This window comes from Burkholderia sp. 4NA327C6 (assembly GCF_005502655.1).
GTDB classification, from domain to species: domain Bacteria; phylum Pseudomonadota; class Gammaproteobacteria; order Burkholderiales; family Burkholderiaceae; genus Burkholderia; species Burkholderia contaminans.
The window spans coordinates 52,698-70,731 of sequence record NZ_SCNZ01000047.1 but is presented as its reverse complement, the minus strand read 5'-3'; the positions used below and the strand labels follow the sequence as shown (position 1 = coordinate 70,731).

Annotated in this window: 17 protein-coding genes; 8 read left to right on the top strand and 9 right to left on the bottom strand. The window is 67.6% G+C overall.

The window, feature by feature from the left end; translation table 11 throughout:
- Both FFS49_RS33550 and FFS49_RS33545 read left to right on the top strand, forming a co-directional pair.
- The coding region (locus FFS49_RS33550; protein WP_137951042.1) for an acyl-CoA dehydrogenase family protein at window positions 1-971 on the top strand (971 nt) is incomplete at its 5' end.
- A 76-nt stretch (window positions 972-1,047) separates the two neighbouring features.
- Complete coding sequence (locus FFS49_RS33545) at window positions 1,048-1,953, top strand: LysR family transcriptional regulator (protein WP_071333432.1); 906 nt, start codon at window positions 1,048-1,050, stop codon at window positions 1,951-1,953.
- Window positions 1,954-2,032: 79 nt separating this feature from the next.
- Here the strand turns inward: FFS49_RS33545 and FFS49_RS33540 are convergent, their stop codons facing one another.
- The 5 genes from FFS49_RS33540 to FFS49_RS33520 form a co-directional block, all read right to left on the bottom strand.
- A complete protein-coding gene (locus FFS49_RS33540) occupies window positions 2,033-3,055 on the bottom strand; it encodes an AraC family transcriptional regulator (RefSeq protein WP_071333431.1) in 1,023 nt (340 codons plus the stop codon).
- Between the two features lie 100 nt (window positions 3,056-3,155).
- Window positions 3,156-4,352 (bottom strand): porin, encoded by a 1,197-nt coding sequence (locus tag FFS49_RS33535; protein WP_071333430.1) that lies wholly within the window; start codon window positions 4,350-4,352, stop codon window positions 3,156-3,158.
- A 137-nt stretch (window positions 4,353-4,489) separates the two neighbouring features.
- Entirely contained in the window at window positions 4,490-5,680 is a 1,191-nt protein-coding gene (locus tag FFS49_RS33530; RefSeq protein WP_105817642.1) for an MFS transporter, read from the bottom strand.
- A complete protein-coding gene (locus FFS49_RS33525) occupies window positions 5,677-7,089 on the bottom strand; it encodes a D-arabinono-1,4-lactone oxidase (protein WP_105817641.1) in 1,413 nt (470 codons plus the stop codon). The genes FFS49_RS33530 and FFS49_RS33525 overlap by 4 nt, the downstream gene beginning before the upstream one ends.
- A 74-nt stretch (window positions 7,090-7,163) precedes the next feature.
- Window positions 7,164-8,390, bottom strand: coding sequence for an amino acid deaminase/aldolase (locus tag FFS49_RS33520; protein ID WP_137910117.1), 1,227 nt, complete (start codon window positions 8,388-8,390; stop codon window positions 7,164-7,166).
- A gap of 425 nt (window positions 8,391-8,815) precedes the next feature.
- On the opposite strand from FFS49_RS33520, the gene plcR reads away from it, so the two are divergent.
- Window positions 8,816-9,529, top strand: coding sequence for a phospholipase C accessory protein PlcR (gene plcR, locus FFS49_RS33515; protein WP_105817639.1), 714 nt, complete (start codon window positions 8,816-8,818; stop codon window positions 9,527-9,529).
- A 66-nt stretch (window positions 9,530-9,595) separates the two neighbouring features.
- Complete coding sequence (locus FFS49_RS33510; RefSeq protein ID WP_105817638.1) at window positions 9,596-10,972, top strand: pectin acetylesterase-family hydrolase; 1,377 nt, start codon at window positions 9,596-9,598, stop codon at window positions 10,970-10,972.
- A 109-nt stretch (window positions 10,973-11,081) separates the two neighbouring features.
- On the opposite strand, the gene FFS49_RS33505 is transcribed toward FFS49_RS33510, so the two are convergent.
- From FFS49_RS33505 to FFS49_RS33495, 3 genes are all read right to left on the bottom strand, one after another.
- Window positions 11,082-11,405, bottom strand: a complete 324-nt coding sequence (locus FFS49_RS33505) for a DUF4148 domain-containing protein (RefSeq protein WP_105817637.1) — start codon at window positions 11,403-11,405, stop codon at window positions 11,082-11,084.
- A 274-nt stretch (window positions 11,406-11,679) separates the two neighbouring features.
- Window positions 11,680-12,795, bottom strand: coding sequence for a J domain-containing protein (locus FFS49_RS33500; protein WP_105817636.1), 1,116 nt, complete (start codon window positions 12,793-12,795; stop codon window positions 11,680-11,682).
- 87 nt (window positions 12,796-12,882) lie between these two features.
- The gene (locus FFS49_RS33495) at window positions 12,883-15,267 is read right to left on the bottom strand and encodes a DNA polymerase II (protein ID WP_105817635.1); all 2,385 of its coding nucleotides are present in this window, start codon (window positions 15,265-15,267) and stop codon (window positions 12,883-12,885) included.
- A gap of 139 nt (window positions 15,268-15,406) precedes the next feature.
- On the opposite strand from FFS49_RS33495, the gene FFS49_RS33490 reads away from it, so the two are divergent.
- Together FFS49_RS33490 and FFS49_RS33485 are read left to right on the top strand one after the other, a co-directional pair.
- Window positions 15,407-15,991 (top strand): TetR/AcrR family transcriptional regulator, encoded by a 585-nt coding sequence (locus tag FFS49_RS33490; protein WP_105817634.1) that lies wholly within the window; start codon window positions 15,407-15,409, stop codon window positions 15,989-15,991.
- An 88-nt stretch (window positions 15,992-16,079) separates the two neighbouring features.
- Window positions 16,080-16,820, top strand: coding sequence for a 3-oxoacyl-ACP reductase family protein (locus FFS49_RS33485; protein ID WP_105817633.1), 741 nt, complete (start codon window positions 16,080-16,082; stop codon window positions 16,818-16,820).
- Window positions 16,821-16,852: 32 nt separating this feature from the next.
- Here the strand turns inward: FFS49_RS33485 and FFS49_RS33480 are convergent, their stop codons facing one another.
- Window positions 16,853-17,149: a hypothetical protein gene (locus tag FFS49_RS33480; protein WP_105817632.1), complete on the bottom strand. Its 297-nt coding sequence runs from the start codon at window positions 17,147-17,149 to the stop codon at window positions 16,853-16,855.
- Between the two features lie 173 nt (window positions 17,150-17,322).
- Here FFS49_RS33480 and FFS49_RS33475 point away from each other — a divergent pair, with 173 nt between their 5' ends.
- Both FFS49_RS33475 and FFS49_RS33470 read left to right on the top strand, forming a co-directional pair.
- A complete protein-coding gene (locus FFS49_RS33475; RefSeq protein ID WP_105817631.1) occupies window positions 17,323-17,688 on the top strand; it encodes a hypothetical protein in 366 nt (121 codons plus the stop codon).
- Window positions 17,685-18,029, top strand: a complete 345-nt coding sequence (locus FFS49_RS33470; protein ID WP_137910118.1) for a DUF6396 domain-containing protein — start codon at window positions 17,685-17,687, stop codon at window positions 18,027-18,029. Before FFS49_RS33475 ends, FFS49_RS33470 begins: the two co-directional genes overlap by 4 nt.
- The last annotated feature ends 5 nt before the right edge of the window (window positions 18,030-18,034 follow it).

Here is an 18,034-nt window from a genome sequence, read left to right as displayed (position 1 = left end):
CGTCGGAAGTGTTCAACTGCAACGCGCCGGACACCGGCAACATGGAACTGCTGCACATGTTCGCGACGCCCGAGCAGCGCGAACAGTGGCTGAAGCCGCTGCTGCGCGGCGAGATCCGCTCGGCGTTCGCGATGACGGAGCCGGATGTGGCGTCGTCGGATGCGACGAACATCACGACGCGCATCGAGCGCGTGGGCGACGAGTACGTGATCAACGGCCGCAAGTGGTTCATCACGAACGCCGCGCATCCGAACTGCAAGATCTTCATCGTGATGGGCAAGACCGATCCCGAGGCCGCGTCGCACCAGCAGCAGAGCATGATCCTCGTGCCGCGCGACACGCCGGGCGTGACGATCGTGCGCAACATCACGGTGGTCAATCACCACGCGCCGGAAGGGCACTGCGAGATCACGTTCGACAACGTGCGCGTGCCGGCGAGCAACCTGCTCGGCGAGGAGGGCAGCGGCTTCGCGCTCGCGCAGGCCCGCCTCGGGCCGGGCCGCATCCACCACTGCATGCGCTCGATCGGCGCGGCCGAGTTGGCGCTGGAGCTGATGATCGATCGCGCGCAGTCGCGCGTCGCGTTCGGCAAGCCGCTGAACAAGCACGGCACGGTCGGCGAATGGATCGCGCGCTCGCGCATCGAGATCGAGCAGGCGCGTCTGCTCGTGCTGAAGGCCGCATGGATGATCGACAAGGTCGGCGCGAAGGCCGCCCGCAAGGAAATCTCGATGATCAAGGCGCTGGTGCCGACCGTGTACACGGACGTGTGCGACCGCGCGATGCAGGTGTTCGGCGCGGCGGGGTTGAGCCCCGATACGCCGCTCGCCGATCACTGGACCTGGGGCCGCGCGCTGCGCTTCGCCGACGGCCCGGACGAGGTGCACCTGCAGGCGATCGCGCGCATGGAAATCAAGGACGGCGAGCCGGGTGCGACGGCCGCGTACCTGACGCCGCCGCTGCGCGGCTGAGCATCGCGTCACGATGCGCAGGGCCGTGGACGAACGGGAGGCGCACGCCGTAAGATGCCGGCAAGGAGATCCGGCGATGCGCCTTTCGAAGATTGACCTGAACCTGTTCGTCGTATTCGACGCGATCTACACCAAGCGCAACCTGACCCGCGCGGCCGAGGTGCTGAACATCACGCAGCCGGCCGTCAGCAACGCGCTGGCGCGGCTGCGCAAGACCCTGAACGATCCGCTGTTCGTCAGCACGCCGGCCGGGATGATGCCGACGCCGCTGGCCGAGAACATCGTCGGCCGCGTGCGCGAGGCGATGCAGCTGCTCGACTCGAGCGCGCACGAAGGCGATGTGTTCGATCCGGCGTCGTCCACGCGCGTGTTCCGGATGAGCATGAGCGACCTGACCGAGGCGCTGCTGTTGCCCGCGCTCGGCGAACTGCTGCAGACGCATGCGCCCGGCATGCACGTGCGCAGCTACACGATGGACCGCCGCGAAGTCGCGACCGCGCTCGCGAACGGCTCCGTCGACATCGCGATCGATGCGCCGCTGATCGGCGATCCGCATCTGCACCAGGCGCTGCTCGTGCGCGACCGCTATGCGTGCATGATCCGCGACGATCATCCGTTCACGGGCGACACGCTCACCATGGACGACTACCTTGCGCTGGGGCACATCCACGTGTCGAGCCGCCGCAAGGGCAGCGGGCACGTCGATGCGGAGCTGACGCGCCTCGGGCTGCGCCGCACCATCCAGATGCGCGTACAGCACTACATGGTCGCGCCGCTGATCGCGATGCGCAGCGATCTCGCGCTGACCGCGCCGCTGCGGCTGCTGCAGCGCTATCCGGCACGCATTCTCGAACTGCCGTTCGAGATGCCGGGCCTCGAATACTTCTGCTACTGGCATCGCAGCGCCGATCAGGATCAGGGCAGCCGGTGGCTGCGCGAGCAACTGATGACGCTGATGGGCGGGATCGGCGACGCGCAGTGATGCGCGTGCGGGGCGCGCCAACGGGGGCGATCCGGCAGCGGCGCGGCGCCGCCGCCCGTTCCGGTCGAAGGCGCGCCCGTCACGATGCCGTGCGCTGCCCCTCTCTCGGCCCGTGCCCCGTCCACCGCTTGAACGCGCGCCGGAAGTTGTGCGCGTCGCTGAAGCCGACTTCGTGCGCGACATCCTCGATCGACAGCCGCGGGTTGCTCAGCAGCGTGAACGCGCGCTTCCTGCGGATCGTATCGATCACCGTCTGATATGACACGCCCTGATCGGCGAGCCGCCGCCGGAGCGTGCGCTCGCTCATGCACAGCTGCGCGGCGATCTCGGCGAGCGACGGCGCATGGCGCAGGTCGCGCCGCATGATCCGTTCGATCGATTCGAGAAATTCGGTGCCTTCGGGTTCGGGCGGCAGCGCGTCCTGCAGGAATTCGAGCGCCTGGCGATGCGCGAGCGGATCGTGGGTCGCGATCGGGCGGTTGCCGAGCGCCGCGTCGCACGAGAACAGGTTCTGCTCCTGTTCGAACCGCACCGGGCACGGGAACACGCGTGCGTACTGCTCCGCATAGGCCGGCGGCGGGTAGCTGAGATCGACGCCCTTCGGCTGGAACGCGGGGCCGACGAGCGAGCGCCCGATCTTCATGAAGCTGCCGAATGCTTCCTCGACGAGGAACGCCTCGATGTCGGGTTCGAGGAAGACATTGGTCGCGCGGATCGACAGCGTGCGCGCATCCGACGTCACGTCGAAGCGCAACAGCGGCCCCGTGTGGCGCTGCAGTTCCATCCCGACCGCGATTGCGTCCTTCAGCGTCGGGCTCGTCAGCATCGCATAGCCGACCAGCCCGATCGACGCAATCGTCTCGCTCGTGCCGAGTTCGAGGCCGAGCGCCCGCCCCGGCGCCATGTCGAGCGCGCGGCGGATCATCGTGCTCGCCTGGCGCAAGGAAATCCGGCACGACGGATTCGACAGGTCCGCGACGTCGAAGCCGAGCCCGAGGCACAGCCGTGTGGGGTCGATGCCCAGTTCCTTGCTTGTCTCCGCGAGGCACCGCAACAGATGGACCGGCAGATTCGCCGTCGTATAACGGTCGGGTTCGTCCATGGATGCTCCGTATTTTTTTCCATGGATTGTACTCGTCCCGCCCGGCCGGAAACGCGGTGCCGCCCGTGCCGCGATTGCCCACATCCCGCGCGGCCCGGCGTCAGAAGTAGTGGCGCAGGCCGACCGTCGCGCCGAGCTGCGTGGTGCTCGTGCTCGGCGCCTGTCCATTGATGCCGACCAGCTGCGCGCCGATCAGGCCGCCGCGATAGATCGCGTAGTCGACTTCCGCGTAGAGCATGCTGCGTTTCGACAGGCTGTAGCCGGCGATCACCTGGAATTGCCGCGCGCGGCCGTCGAAGTCCGGCGTGTAGCCGGACTGCGTGGTCCACCACGCGTTGACGGCGGCCGTGAACGCCGACGTGAACCGGTAGGTCAGCCCCGCGAGCGCCATCTTGCGGCGCCGGAACCCGCCGGGCGTCGACGGGTCGACCGCCTGCGCGGGCGAGATGATGCCGAGCGCGGCAAGATCGGTCGGGCTGAACGGGCCGTTCTCGAACGACGTGAAGTCGTTGTCGCGCGCGTTCTCGATATAGCCGGCGTTGACGGTCGCGTTGCCGAGCGTGACGGAGCCGCCGCCGCCATAGATGTCGAATTTCGCGTGCGTGACGTCGTCCCAGCTGCGCATGAACGATGCGCCGACCGTGAACGGCCCCTTGTCCGGCGCATACGCGATCGCCGCGCCGGCCTGGCCGCCCAGCACGCCGCCGCCCGCGTGGCCGCCCGGCGCATACTGCGCGAGCAGGTACAGGCTGCCGAGCTGCGCGCCGTACTGGATCATGTTGCTGGTGCGCGAGCCCGCGAGCATCGTCTGCTCGGGCTTGAACAGGTTGAAGTACGGATCCTGCGTGCCGGCCCACAGGTTCGAGCCGTAGGTCAGCGACACCATCTCGAACGGCACGTTGTACTGCCGGCCGAGTGCGAGCTGGCCGAGCGACGTCGACGTCAGCCCCACGTACGCGACCTCGAAGAAGTTCGGCGAGCCGGCCGGCACGATCGCGCCGCTGTTCGGGCCGAAGTGGCTTTCCACGTTGAACTGCGCGGACAGCCCGCCGCCGAGATCCTCCTGCCCCTTGAGGCCCCAGTAGCTTTCCGTCAGGCCGCCGCCGTCGGCCATCGAGATCTTGCGGCCCGTCGACACCGGCGTGCCGTCGGCGCCGTACGACACGCCGTGCGTTTCGTAGCGGATGCCCGCATCGATCACGCCATACAGCGTCACGTTGCTTTGCGCGTGCGCGCCGGTACCGGCCAGGGCCAACATCGCGCAGCACGCGGCGCGAACGCTATCGTGACGATTCATTGTTGTGTACTCCGCATCGAGCTGGGGATGGACGGTTCGTACCGCCCGAAACGAATGGTGAAAGCCAGATTTGCGCGGGCCAAGGCTGCGGCGGCCATTCTCGTGGTGCGGCGCGGCCACGGCATGACGCACTGCGGTCAGGGCGACGGCGACGCGCGCGCCACCGCACCGGGCGCCGCGCGGCGCAGCGCGAGCCGCACGAACGGGGCGGCGGCCAGCACGGCCACGCACAGCACGTGAGCGACGCGCGAGCCGCCGAAGCGGCCGAGCAGCGCGCCCGACAGCGCGGTGCCGATGCCGGCCGCGAAGAACGTGACGACGAGCGTGCGCGCGACCAGCGAGCCGTCCGGGTCGACGTCGGACAACATCCCGGTGAGGAACGGCACGATCACGAAGAACGCGCTGTTCAGCACGAACTGGCTCAGGAAGTACGCGCTGCCGCCGCGCGCGCTGAAGAACCATTCGATCGACGCGATCATCGCGAGCTGTGCGGCCCAGATCAGCGCGAGGCGGTGCTTGTGGCTGGCCGGATGCGACGGAATCGCCGCGCCGACGAAGCCGAGCAGCGACGACACCGACAGCAGCACGCCGATCGTCGTCGGCGACAGCCCGGCACGCTCGCCGACGAAGCCGGCGATCGCCCATTGCGATGCCTGCACGCCGTAGACGAGCGCCGTCACGACCCAGATCGCGATCACCGGCCGCCACGGCAGCGTGCCGGCGCGCACGTGGGTTAGCGCGGGTGCGCTCGCGAACGCGTCGATACCGCGGATCGCCGGCGCCAGCGCGGCGACGACGGCCGCCAGCAGCGCGAACACCCAGTGCCCGAGCCAGCCGGCCGGCAGCGCGGAGATCAGCACGAGGATGCCGCCGTTGATGATGCCCGCGAGCAGGTTGATCTGCCCCCACAGGCGGTCGGTCGACGCGCGCTGCGACACGCCGGACGCGACGACGACGAACAGCATCCCTTCGAACAGCCCCGTCATCCCGCGCGCGAGCGCCGCGGACACGATCCCGGGCGCGGCCGCGCTGAGCGCCTGCCCGGCGATCGTGCCGACGAGGCCGGCCAGCGTGAACGGCCCGGCGGCGCGCGCGATCCGGTGCGACAGCAGCGCGCAACTGATCGCGATGCCGAGGATCTCGGCGCTGACGAGCGCGGTCGCGGTGCCTTCGTCGAGCCGGAAGCGCGTCATCACGGCCGCGACGAGGAACGGCGACAGGATCAGGCCGTTGGTGGCCGCCGCGAACGCGAGCGCAAGGCGGACGACGGCGCCGGTCGACGGATCGGGGCGCGACTGCGCGGCGACATGCAGGGTGGCGGTGCTCATGAAGCCTCCTGGTTGGATCGCGGCTGATCGTGTACGACGCCCGCCGCTTCGTGCATCGGGTGTGTCCCTCGGCGAGCCGGCGTGGCGCGGGCGGGTGAGGCTACGCTTGCGCCTGCATGTTGCGGCAGGCCGAACAGCGTGCGCAGGTACGGCGTGAGGAAGCGGCCGTGCGGGTCCATCCGTTCGCGCAGCGCGAGGAAATCGTCCCAGTGCGGATAGCACGCCGCCAGCTCGGCGGCCTTCATCGCATGCACTTTGCCCCAGTGCGGCCGCCCGCCGTGATTGCGGCAGATCGCCTGCACGCCCGAGAAGTACGCGTCGAACGGCATCCCGCGATACTGGTGCACCGAGATGCGCACGCTGTCGCGCCCGTAGTCGGGGCTCAGCCAGATGTCGTCGCCGCGCACCCAGCGGTATTCGATCGGGAACATCAGCGGGAAGCTGCGGCGCGCGATGAACGCGCGGATCTCGCGCAGTGCGTCGGCGCCGCGCTCGGCGGGCACCGACCATTCCATTTCGTTGAAGCGCACGCGGCGCACCGTCGACAGCATCGCGTAGCTCGCATCCACGTGCCGGCCGGCCGACACCGTCGATGCGCACAACCGGCTCAGCGCCGGGCACAGCGACGGCACGCGCCGGCCGAGCCCGCACAGCGCGCCGAACACCGTGTTCTCGAGGAACGACTCGGACGCGCGGCTCGCCCAGTGCACCGAGTCGGCCGGCTCGTCGGTCATGTTCCAGGCCTTGGTCAGCACGGTGTCCGTATGCGGGAACCAGTAGAACTCGAACGAGCGGTGCTTCGCGATCAGCGCGTCCGCCTGCGCGAGGCAGTCGTCGAGCCGCATGCCGCCGCGCTCGAGGCGCAGCTTGAACGCGGGCACGAGGCGCAGGCCGATCTCGGTCAGCACGCCGAGCGCGCCGAGCCCGATCCGGCCGCCTGCGAACAGGTCGGGATGCGCGTCGGCGCTCGCGCGGATCTCGCTGCCGTCCGCGCACATGAAGGTCAGGCTGTCGATCTGCGTCGACAGATTGCCGAGCGTGATGCCGGTGCCGTGCGTGCCGGTGCTGGTCGCGCCGGCGATCGACTGCACGTTGATGTCACCGAGGTTCTCCATCGCGAATCCGTGCGCGGCGAGCGCCGGGCCCAGCGCCCACAGCCGCGTGCCGGCATGCACGCGCGCGACACGCCGGTCGCGGTCGACGTCGATCACGCCCTGCATCGCGTCGAGCGACAGGATCACGTCGTCGGTCTGCACGAGCGGCGAGAACGAATGGCCGGCCCCGGCCGCACGCACGGTGGCGCCGGCGGCGGCCGCGTCGCGCAGCACTGCCGCGAGGCCGGCGGGCGACGCAGGCGTCGACACGGTTGCATCAGGACTGCAGACATATCCCGACCAGTTGCGCCACATGGCATTGTCTCCGTGGTTGTCGTTTGAATGGATTGAACAGGTTGATCGGTTTGAGCGACGGGCCGCGCGGCCCGCTAGAAAAAGCTCTTGCCTTCGCCGCGGTAGGTGGGCGCCTCGCCGACCACGCGGCCGCCGCGGATCAGCAGCAGCGAGTTGAAGCGTTCGCACAGCTCGCCGGCCTTTGCGTGGCGGAACAGGATCGGATCGCCGATCGCCGGTGCGACGCCGCGCGGCACACGCACGGGCGTCTGCACTTCGCCCGCGCCTTCGTTGTCGATCAGCGTGCAGCCGGCCGGCAGCCACGGCCGCGGCAGGCGGCTCTTGCCGGCCGGGCCCGATGCGATATAGCCGCCGCCCGAGCAGGTCACGATGCCCGGCTGCGGAATCCGCACGACCGGCAGCGCGAAACCGGCGGCCGGCTGCGCATGAAACGCCGCGTAGTGGTCGAACAGCGCGGGTGCGTAGAGGCCGGAGCCGGCCGCAAGCTCGGTGACCGACGCGTCGCCGAGCGTGCTTTCAATACTGCCGGTGCCGCCGCCGTTCACGAAGCGCAACGTGTGGCCCGCCGCCGCGAGCGCCCGCACGGCCGCCGCTCGGCGCGCGTTGATCTCGCGCGCCGAGCGGCGCTTCAGGTGACGCACCAGCGCGTTGCGCGCGCCGTTGCCGGGCTCGGTATCAGCCACGCCGGCGATCTGCCCTTCGTAGCCCATCAACCCGTCGAGCCGCACGTGCTGCCGCTCGCCGATGCGGTTCGCGAGCGCGAGTGCGCCGGCCACGTCGCGCACCGGCGAGCGGTACATGCCGAAGTACAGGCCCGGATACGCGGACGACATGTCGAGATCGATCGCGAGCGGGATCGTCACGCACTCCGCGTGTGCGACGCGGTCGATTGCGTCGACCTGCGCCGCGTCGTCGACCATCAGCGTGATCGAGCGGCCGCGCCTGAGCTGGGCGGCCACCGCGCGCAGGTCGTCGGGCTCGACGGTCGGATACGCGACGACGACGTCGTCGAACCCGCCGTCCGCGAGCCATGCGGCTTCCGCTGCCGCGTAGCACAGCAGCCCCTGCATGAAGGGGCCGGCGGCCAGCACCGCGCCGATCAGTTCGCGCGAGCGCACCGACTTCGTCGCGAGCCGGATCGGCAGGCCGCGTGCGCGGCGCTTCAGGTCGGCAAGGTTCGCGTCGAGGCAGTCGAGGTCGACGAAGGCGGCAGGTAGCCGGCGGCCCGCGAGCGCGTCGCGATAGGTCGGATAGTCGTGGACGGCGGCGGGTGCGCGATGCGGAAGGTCTGCACGGCTCATGGAACGGGCTCGGCTGGGTAGGGGGCGCGCCGACCGTTCGGCGCGTGTCGGAAACCAGCATAGGGCCGGCCAAAATGACGACCAAGCGCTCAGCGGGTCGTTCGACGGGTCTTATCCGGCCATCCGTATCGGCCACGCGATTGCGTGACCGTCGTGCGCCGCGCGGCTGGATCGCTGCTTGCTTGATGTCGCGGCGCACATGGCGAGTGTTGGCGCGAACCGCCGCCGGACGGGCGTGGTGCGCGACATGGCGCGCCTGGCCGAACGATCACGAAATGCGTTTCAAACGTCTTGCGGGACGTGGCCCCCGCGAGCAGGTCTAGTGCGTGCGTTCTAGCGCCGCTTTTGACTGGATGCCGGATTCGACCTAGAACCTACTCGCGGATGCACCGGCGAAGAACGGCATGACGTGACGAGGAGGCGACGTGAAGAACAACAGGGCACTCTGGCGGCGCACGGGCGCGATCGCGGCGATTGGCGTGACCGTCGTTGCAGTCTGGCGATATGAAGCGGCGACACCGGCGCAAGCCGCGTCGTCCGACACCACGGCCACGACGACGAGCGCGCAGCCAGGCGCGGCCGATACGTTCGGCACCGGTGCCGCGATGCCCGGCCCCGAGGAGCGGCGGCTCGACGTCGACGCGCTGCGCCGCAGCCTCGCGCCGCGCCCCGATGCGGATGCCGAAGTGAAGCGCATCGTCGCGTTCGCGCGCTTTCGCGACGAGGTCGCCGCGTATGGGGATCGCCGCAACAGCATGCCGCAAGCCGAGCGCGCCGCACTCGCGCGCCGGATTCTCGACGAACTCCCCGACCATGTCGCGCGCAACGAGATCGTGCCGGTGCAGGCTGAAGCGCTCAGCGCGGCGCTGCTGACCGATACCGAAGCCGACCCCGCGACGCGCGGCGCGGCGATCCGGTCGATGCGTGCGCAATGGGACGCCTATGCGCAGCAGACGGTCGGCCCGTCGCCCGCGCAGGATCCGCGCTATCTCGCGTACGAACAGCAGAGCCGCGACGTCGTCCGGCAGGTGCAGGCGAGCATTCCCGATCCCGACCAGCAACAAGCCGTCATCGCGCAGCGCCTGCAGGCGTTGCGCACCCAGCTGTTCGACGGCGCGTCATCGTCCGGCGCGCATTGAGCGCCGAATTCGCGACGCCGGGATCGAGCCCGGCGGCCGCGTCATGTCCATCGACAAGGAGGGGAGATGTCCACAGCACGAAGCCTGCTGCGCGCGGCCGTTGCCACGCTGCTCGGTTGCGCGGCACTGAACGGCCACGCAGCCGATACGACGATGCCGGATCCGTCGATTCCTTATTATTCGTGGTACGAAGTGACGTTGCCGGAAAGCACCGGTGCATCGTGCGGCAACGGCACGCCGATGCGCTTCTACATCAATCGCGCGCAGTCGGACAACCTGCTGTACATGATGGAGCCGGGCGGCGCGTGCTGGGATTACGGCACCTGCACGCAGACGTCGACTGGCGCCGAGGCCGGCCTCGGCGGCTTCAACCCGGACGGCATTCCGCGCAACTACATGAACGGCACCGCGAACCAGAGCCTGTTGTCGTCGTTCCTGTCGCCGCTGCTCACGCGGATGGATCTCGCGCATATTCTCGTCGGCGAACCGAAGGTCGAGACTCAGCAGTGGACACAGGTTTTCGTGCCCTATTGCACCGGAGATATCCACATGGGCAGCGCGGTGCGCAACTACACGTCGCCGAGCGGCGACTGGCGATTGCAGCACTACAGCGGGCTGAAGAACATCCAGGCCGTCGCGCAGTGGCTGACGTCGCACGGCTTCGGCAAGCCGAACCGGCTGCTCGTGTACGGGATGAGCGCGGGCGGCTACGGCACGCTCGCGAATTACGCGACGCTGCGCAATACGCTGCAGCCGCAGGCGCATAGTTCGCTGCTCGACGACGCCGGCACGGTCTTCAACACGCCGTTCGATGCGGACGCGGCCACGCATCCGTCGGTCGGCCTGTACGACCGCGTGCGCACCGAGTGGGGGATGACGGGCCCCGACGGGATGATCACCGTGAACAGCCGGCTGACCAGCCATTTCGATCCGGGCAACATGGGGAGCGCGTATGCGGCGCTGTCGGCGACATTCCCGCACGACCGCTTCGGCTTCTCGAGCTACCAGCGCGACAAGATCATCGCCGCGTATCACTATCGCGCGTTCGTGCCGGCCGTGATCGCGGCGCCCGACGACGCGACGAAGGATACGCTGTCGCTCGCGATGTTCGACCAGGAGCTGGACGGGCTGAAGCAGACGCTGAACCCGCTGCCGAACTTCGGCTACTTCATGCCGTGGGCGCGCAACGACTTCATCGACAACCACCAGGTGACGGCGGTCAGCTTCACCGGGTCGGGGATCCACGAGAACGGCATCGACGCGGATATCGGCACCTTCGTCGAAGACTTGCTGAACCAGCAGGACCCGGCCGATACGCCGGTGATGAAGGCGTTCCGCACGCAGCAGTGGTCGGATTTCACGTTCTCGACGTTTCTGGCGTGGATCGACAGCATCTTCAACCTGACCGGCGAAGCGGGGCCGATCTCGGGGCACCGGGCGTGAAGTGAAGCGGCGGTTCGCCCGAGCGGGCGGCCGCGGCGCAGTGCAGCGGCCGGATGTCGCGGCCGCTCGCCTGCGTCGATGCGTGGCGGTGCCCTAGGGCGTTACGGCGTTACGGCTTCACCACCGCAACCGCGGGCGCGCCCGACTCCGTGCCGGCCGCACCGTTCGACCCGAAGGCTGCTTCGGCGCTCTTGTGCTCGGCCAGCCGCTTGGCGGCCAGGCGCTCCTGCGCGGCGACGATGTCGCCCGGATAGTTGTCGCCATCACCGGCGATCGGCTCGTAGCCGACCGATTCGAGGTCGAACAATTCCTGGCGTACCTGCGCACGCGTGAGCGTCGAATGCGACGACTGCGCGTACGACACGGCCGGTGCGGCGAGGAGGGCGGTGGCGGTAGCGGCGACGGTGGCGATGGTGACGATGATGGATTTCACGGTTTCCTCAGACAGTTTCGTTGCGGTTCGGCGCGATGGCAGCTGGCTGAACCAACGAGACAAGTTTAGGAACCCGGATCGGCCGGATAAATGCCGATTCCCGTCCAAGTGTGTTCCTGAATCCGTGACGGTGGGAGAAGTGCGGCGCTCGAGGGGCCGGTTTTCACTTGTGTTTGTCGCATGGAATGCTGATGGATGAGGCGCGTGCAGCCGTTCCATCCGGGCGGCGATGCACGCGATGTCCGGCGGGCAGACGCAGGCCCGCCCGACAACGCTAGTCGTCGAAACGCGGGAATGCGCGCTGGCGCTTCATGTCCTTCAGCCATTCCCTGACGTTCGCCGGATCGTCGAACTCGCGCAGCGTCAGGTTCAGGTCGTGGATGCTGCGCTGCGTGCCCGCGATGTCGCGCGTGAGCATGCGCATGACGGTATCGGGGGCGACCTTGACCGACGGCGCGATCCCGTAAGTCCGCCGGAAACCGGTCTCGACGTCCTGGATCTCCTGATCCAGCTCGCGAAGCTGATCTTCCAGGATGCCGTTGTAGCGCGCGAGCCGGTCTTCGCCGAGGCCGTTGATCGCGTGCCGGTCGATCTGCTCGATCTCCAGTTGCAACTCCAGCAGTTGCAGGAGCTTGCCGTTCGCATAAGCGTGGTTGACCCGCTGCATCAGCACGGTCTTGCGTTCCTGCTCCTGGGGATCGGTCTCGCGATCGGGGTGCAACGCGCTCGCCAGCTTCCGGTAGACCTCGCGGATCGAGCGGCTCGCTTCGGCCTGCTCGGCTTCGCGCTTCGCCAGCGCGGCCGATTGGCGGGGCGCTTTCTTGCGCTTGGCGCGCTGTGCCTCGCGAGCCGCGTGCTCGGCCATGTCGCGCTCGAACTGTTCGTCGAGTTCGGCCTGCATGCGCGCCATGAGTTCTTCGGGCGACAGCGCGTCGAGATCGTCTTCCGTTGCCACGCCGGGCGGCGATTCCGGCTTCGGTTCCGGCTTCGGCTCGGCTGCTGCGTTGCTGCCGTGATCGGCGGCGCTGTGCCGTGCGTGGATGGCCTTCAATTGCGCGTCGTCGCTGAAGTCGAGCAAGTCGGCCGCCATGTTGGCGATCATCCCGGACAGGGTGTGCTGCTCGGCCTTGCTCAATCCTTTCTGCAGAAACGCGTCGTCGAGCTGATTGAGCAACCGGATACGCAGCGCGGTCGACGTCTGTTCGAGCGGCAACAGCTCGTCGACGAATTTCTTCTGGAAGGCCGGCATCACGGCTTCCCACGCGCCGAGCCGCTCGCGCCGCTTCTCGATCTGCTGGACGAGCGTATTGAACGCTTTCTGGGCTTTCGACAGGCTGGCTGCCTCGTGGCCGGGCGCGATGGCGACCGCTGTTCCGCGACGTGCGGTCATGATGAATCTCCTTCGGCTGCGGCAGGACGCGCAGCAGCGCGGTATTTTAACCGGCCCGACGTTTCTCCCTTGCCCGACCGGGTGCGGCTACTCCTGGAACAACTGCCCCTGCCCGGAGATCACGCGCTCGAAATCGTCGCGCAGGAACGGCAGGATCGCGTCCGCGACGGGCTGCAACTGGCGGCTCAGGTAGAACGCGTAGTCGATCGGCGAGCGCATGGTTTCGAGCGGTTCGGGGCCGGCCGTCGTCATCACGTAGCTGATCCAGCCGCCGCGCTGATACTGCAGCGGCCGGCCCTGCGCCTGGTTGAACTCGTCGGCGATCCGCGCCGCGCGCACGTGCGGCGGCACGTTGCGTTCGTATTCGCGTAGCGGCCGGCGCACGCGCTTGCGGTAGACGAGCTGGTCGTCGAATTCGCCGGCCAGCGTGCGTCGCACGGTATCGCGGATGAAATCCTGGTACGGCTCGCGGCTGAACACGCGCCGGTACAACTCGCGCTGGAACTGCTGCGCGAGCGGCGTCCAGTCGGTGCGCACCGTTTCGAGCCCCTTGAAGACGAGGTCCTCGCCACCGTCGGCCGCTGCCGCGAGGCCCGCGTAGCGTTTCTTGCTGCCTTCTTCCGCGCCGCGCACGGTCGGCATCAGGAAGCGGCGGTAGTGCCGCTCGTATTGCAGCTCCAACGCGCTCTCGAGCCCGAAGGTTTCGCGCAGGTGCGTTTGCCACCAGCGGTTCACGTGTTCGACGAGCGCGCGGCCCTTGGCGCCGGCTTCGTCGTCGTCGTGCGCGCGGCCGAGCCACACGAACGTCGAATCGGTATCGCCGTAGATCACTTCGTAACCCTGCGCTTCGATCAGCTCGCGCGTGCGGTGCATGATCTCGTGGCCGCGCATCGTGATCGACGACGCGAGGCGCGGGTCGAAGAAGCGGCAGCCCGTCGAGCCGAGCACGCCGTAGAACGAATTCATGATGATCTTCAGCGCCTGCGACAGTGGGGCATTGCGCTGCCGCTTCGCAACGTCGCGGCCTTCCCATACGCGGCGCACGACATCGGGCAGGCAGTGCGCGGTACGCGAGAAACGTGCGCCGAGAAAGCCGGGCACCGATGCGTCGTCGCCGGGATTCGCGAGCCCTTCGATCAGCCCGACCGGATCGATCAGGAACGTGCGGATGATCGACGGATAGAGGCTCTTGTAGTCGAACACGAGCACGGAGTCGTAGAGCCCGGGGCGCGAATCCATCACGAAGCCGCCGGGGCTGTTCTGCCCCGTCACGTCGCCGAGATTCGGCGCGACATAGCCGAGCCGGTGCATGCGCGGCAGGTAGAGGTGTGTGAAGGCCGCGACCGATCCGCCGGTGCGATCGGCCGCGAGGCCCGTCACGCTCGCGCGTTCGAGCGCGAAGGACAGCAGGTCGGCCTTGTCGAAGATGCGCGTGACCAGCTCGCAGTCCTTCAGGTTGTAGCGTGCGAGTGCGGGCTTGTCGTGATCGAAGCGGCGCTGGATCTCGTCCATCCGCTGGTACGGGTTGTCGATCGACTTGCCTTCGCCGAGCAGCGCCTGCGACACGTATTCGAGGCTGAACGACGGGAAGGTCCACGTCGCGGATTTCAGCATGTCGATGCCGTCGAGGATCAGCCGGCCGGCCGCACCCGCGAAGAAATGATCGGGCTGCTGGCCGTGCGCGCGCCAGTCGAGCACGCTGCCGCCGCGCCCGAGCTTCAGCGGGATCCCGTATTGCTCCGAATGCGCATGCAGGATGCGCAGGTCGAACTGCACGAGGTTCCAGCCGATCACCGCATCGGGATCGTGTTCGTCGAACCATGCGTTGAGCCGCGCGAGCATCGCGGGCCGGCTGTCGCAGTAGTCGAGGCGGAAGTCGATGGCATTTGCTTCGTCGCTGTCTGCTCCGTTCGGCGGACCGAGCATGTAGACCTGCCGTTGCCCGCAGCCTTCGAGCGCGATCGAATACAGCTCGCCGTGCACGCTCGTTTCGATGTCGAGCGACACGCAGCGCAGCGCCGGGCGATAGCCGGTCGCGGTTTTCAGCTCGGCGCCGGTCAGCGTGCCGTCGCGATCGGGCTGCCCGCGAAACTGCACGCAGGCCGTGATGAAGCGCTCCATCGCGTAGCGGTCGGGAGGCTGCACGTCGGCTTCATAGACGTCGACGCCGGCGGCCGCCAGGCGCTTCTGCAGCCCGGACAGATGGCGATAGCGCTTGCAATAGAGGCCGACGACCGGGCGCTGCCGGAAGTCGCGTAGCGCGAGCGGGCGCAACTCGGCTTCGCGCTCGCCGGCCAGCGCGCGTTCGGCAAGCGCCTGCTGCTCGGCCGGGATGAACGCGACGGCTTCCTGCGGGCGCAACCGCACGCGGCGCGGACCGTGTTCGGTTGCCAGCCAGAACTCGATCTCGATGCCGGATGCGGTGTCCCGCCAGTGGCGGGTAAGGATGAAACCCTGCTCGAACGCCGTCAAAACGCTTGCTCGTCGTGGATGCCCAGGCGGCGGATTTTAGCGCTTGGGCGGAAGCTGTGCCGGCGCAACGGCAGATGAAAAAGGGGCAGAGCGGTGCCGAATTATTGACTGATCTGTCCAGAACACCTATTCTGCCGCAATGGTGAGACCACGTGAATTCGATCGGGACGACGCACTGGAGCGCGCGCTGCGCGTGTTCTGGGAGAAGGGCTATGCCGCGACGTCCACTGACGACCTGCTGAGCGCGATGCAAATCGGCAGGCAGAGCCTCTACAACGCGTTCGGCGACAAGCGCAAGCTGTACGTCGAAGCGCTCGAACGCTATCAGTCGGAGAGCGTGTCGGGCCACGTCACGCGCCTGATGGCGCCAGCGTCCGCGCTCGAGGGCGTCGCGGCGCTGCTGCTCGGCGTGATTGCGCCCAATGCGGCCGAGCGCGTGCTCGGTTGCATGGGGGTCAATGCGATCTGCGAATTCGGCGCGGCCGATCCCGAACTGGCCGGCCTGCGTGAGAGGGCCGGTGCGATGCTGCACCGGCAGGTCGCCGCCCGCATCCGTGAAGGGCAGGGTGCGGGCGAGATCGACCGTACGCTCGATGCGCGCGAGGCCGCGAGCTTCGTCCTGACGACGATGCAGGGGATCCAGCTGGGTGCGCGCGCCGGCGCGAAGCCGCAAGCGTTGCGCGCCACGGCCGGATTTGCGGCCGACCGGCTCAGGGCACACTGAAATCGATACAGGCAGGACGACGCGCCGGCGCGACAGCCGGCGTTTTTTTGATGTGTTATTGACTGATTAGTCCATAAAGGAGCGAATCATGACAGGCATTTCCGGCGGCGCGCGCAAGGTCGCGATCGTGTTCGGCGGCTCGCGCGGGATCGGCGCGGCCATTGCCCGGCGGCTTGCGGCCGACGGCGCGGATGTTGCATTCACCTATGTCTCGGCGCCGGAGCGCGCGCAGGAGACCGCGGCCGCGATCGAGGCGCACGGCCGAGCTGCGCTGGCCATCCGTGCCGACAGCGCGGACGCAGATGCGATCCGGCAGGCCGTCGCGCAAGCAGTCGAGCGTTTCGGGCGGCTCGACGTCGTCGTGGTTAATGCGGGCATCCTGAAGCTGGGAGAGGTGGCCGACGTGAGCGTCGACGATCTCGACCGGATGCTTGCTGTCAACGTAAGAGGCGTATTCCTGGCCGTGCAGGCCGGCGCTGCGCATCTCGCGCGCGGCGGCCGCATCGTCACGATCGGCAGCAATACGGCGGTGCGCAGCGGGCATCCGGGTTCGAGCGTCTATTCGATGACGAAGGCCGCGGTGGCCGTGATGGTCAAGGGCATCGCCGTCGACCTCGCACCGCGCGGGATCACGGTCAACAACGTGCAGCCGGGGCCGGTCGAGACGGACATGACGGCCGCTCATCTCGACCGGATCCGTCCGCTGATTCCGCTGCAGCGGGCCGGCAGCGCGGACGAGATCGCATCGCTGGTGTCCTGGCTCGCCAGTGCGGAATCGGGATACATGACGGGTTCGAGCCTGACGATCGATGGCGGGATGGCGCTATAGCACGAGGTGCGGGTAGCCGGGCGAAAGGGGCGTCAGGCGGCCGGAAGCCTTCGCGCTACGCGCCATTCGGTGCGAGTTGTATTGGACGGCTTGAGCAGCCATCGTCGCGCGGCGACCATGTGCCGTTTTTGCGTGACGTATGCGTCGACGGCGAGTTCGAGCGCGTCGCCATCGATGCGGACGAGCGTCGCGGTCGCGCCTGATCCATCCGCGAACTCGACCATGGCCGGGTACGGCTTCCCGGATCGCGGCGCGTCATGGCCGAGCGTCACAATGCTGCCGGGGTACAGATGTGAACGGGTTGCGCGTAGCAGCAGGGCGGTGGACATGGCGGGCGCTCCGGATGGCGCAGTGCGGTAGAACATCGAAATTACTCGATGTCTACATATTGATGAAGAAGTAATTACAGTTTTCAATTATTTGAATTCCACCCGATTGACGTCACAGAATCGTCATTCGTAGAATTGCCGATCAAGAACAACATAATTCTGAGAGAGGCGCTATGGATGCGCACAGCATGATCGGGGCGATCACGGCGGGGCTGGCCCGGCAGGAACGGCTTCTCAAGCTCGATACTCCGCTTGGCAGTAATGCTCTGATCCGTCATCGGGCATATGGACGGTCCCGTATCGGTCGAGATTACCTGTTCATGATCGGCTGCGTGTCGACGTCGAACGATTGCAGCCACGCGAAACAGGCTCGATCAATCATGCGTAGAACGCGTATCGTCCTCCTGATTTCTTGTCTGCTGGAAGCTTGCTCGAAGAGCGAAAATACCGCGAGTCCGTTACCTGATGTGAGCGCGGTACGTCTGAATCTGGCCTTCGCCTGCAGAAATTCGGTGATGCTGCCGAAGGATTTCAAATGAGCGTCGCGGCAGGAAGCAGTCGATCGGCGCTTTTACTTGGGAGCGCGTTTGATGCAAACGGTGGGAACGACCCGGTAAGCAATCTTGAGGTTCACGCAGATCGTGAACGTGTTCACGGATACAACGTCATTGGAAAATTTCTTCGAGCCAATGACGGCCGCAACCCGAAGGTACCCGACCTCGACAAGATCGTTCCGTTGCCGCCTGCAAAGCTCCTGGCGTGGGACGCCACATTCCAGTGGCAAAACGATCAAGACGACGTCAACGAGATGGCGAGGGCTAGGCATCTCGACCCCGCGACGGGACTACTGCTTCCCGGAAGCACGGCGCCGCACGGCTGATCACT

What these genes read in the sequence shown, in the direction of transcription:
- FFS49_RS33480 (WP_105817632.1), bottom strand. Translation starts at nt 17,149, where the DNA reads ATGTCCACCGCCCTGCTGCTACGCGCAACCCGTTCACATCTGTACCCC.
- FFS49_RS33500 (WP_105817636.1), bottom strand. Translation starts at nt 12,795, where the DNA reads ATGACCGCACGTCGCGGAACAGCGGTCGCCATCGCGCCCGGCCACGAG.
- FFS49_RS33510 (WP_105817638.1), top strand. Translation starts at nt 9,596, where the DNA reads ATGTCCACAGCACGAAGCCTGCTGCGCGCGGCCGTTGCCACGCTGCTC.
- FFS49_RS33535 (WP_071333430.1), bottom strand. Translation starts at nt 4,352, where the DNA reads ATGAATCGTCACGATAGCGTTCGCGCCGCGTGCTGCGCGATGTTGGCC.
- FFS49_RS33540 (WP_071333431.1), bottom strand. Translation starts at nt 3,055, where the DNA reads ATGGACGAACCCGACCGTTATACGACGGCGAATCTGCCGGTCCATCTG.
- FFS49_RS33470 (WP_137910118.1), top strand. Translation starts at nt 17,685, where the DNA reads ATGAGCGTCGCGGCAGGAAGCAGTCGATCGGCGCTTTTACTTGGGAGC.
- FFS49_RS33475 (WP_105817631.1), top strand. Translation starts at nt 17,323, where the DNA reads ATGGATGCGCACAGCATGATCGGGGCGATCACGGCGGGGCTGGCCCGG.
- FFS49_RS33545 (WP_071333432.1), top strand. Translation starts at nt 1,048, where the DNA reads ATGCGCCTTTCGAAGATTGACCTGAACCTGTTCGTCGTATTCGACGCG.
- FFS49_RS33485 (WP_105817633.1), top strand. Translation starts at nt 16,080, where the DNA reads ATGACAGGCATTTCCGGCGGCGCGCGCAAGGTCGCGATCGTGTTCGGC.
- FFS49_RS33530 (WP_105817642.1), bottom strand. Translation starts at nt 5,680, where the DNA reads ATGAGCACCGCCACCCTGCATGTCGCCGCGCAGTCGCGCCCCGATCCG.
- FFS49_RS33520 (WP_137910117.1), bottom strand. Translation starts at nt 8,390, where the DNA reads ATGAGCCGTGCAGACCTTCCGCATCGCGCACCCGCCGCCGTCCACGAC.
- FFS49_RS33490 (WP_105817634.1), top strand. Translation starts at nt 15,407, where the DNA reads ATGGTGAGACCACGTGAATTCGATCGGGACGACGCACTGGAGCGCGCG.
- FFS49_RS33525 (WP_105817641.1), bottom strand. Translation starts at nt 7,089, where the DNA reads ATGTGGCGCAACTGGTCGGGATATGTCTGCAGTCCTGATGCAACCGTG.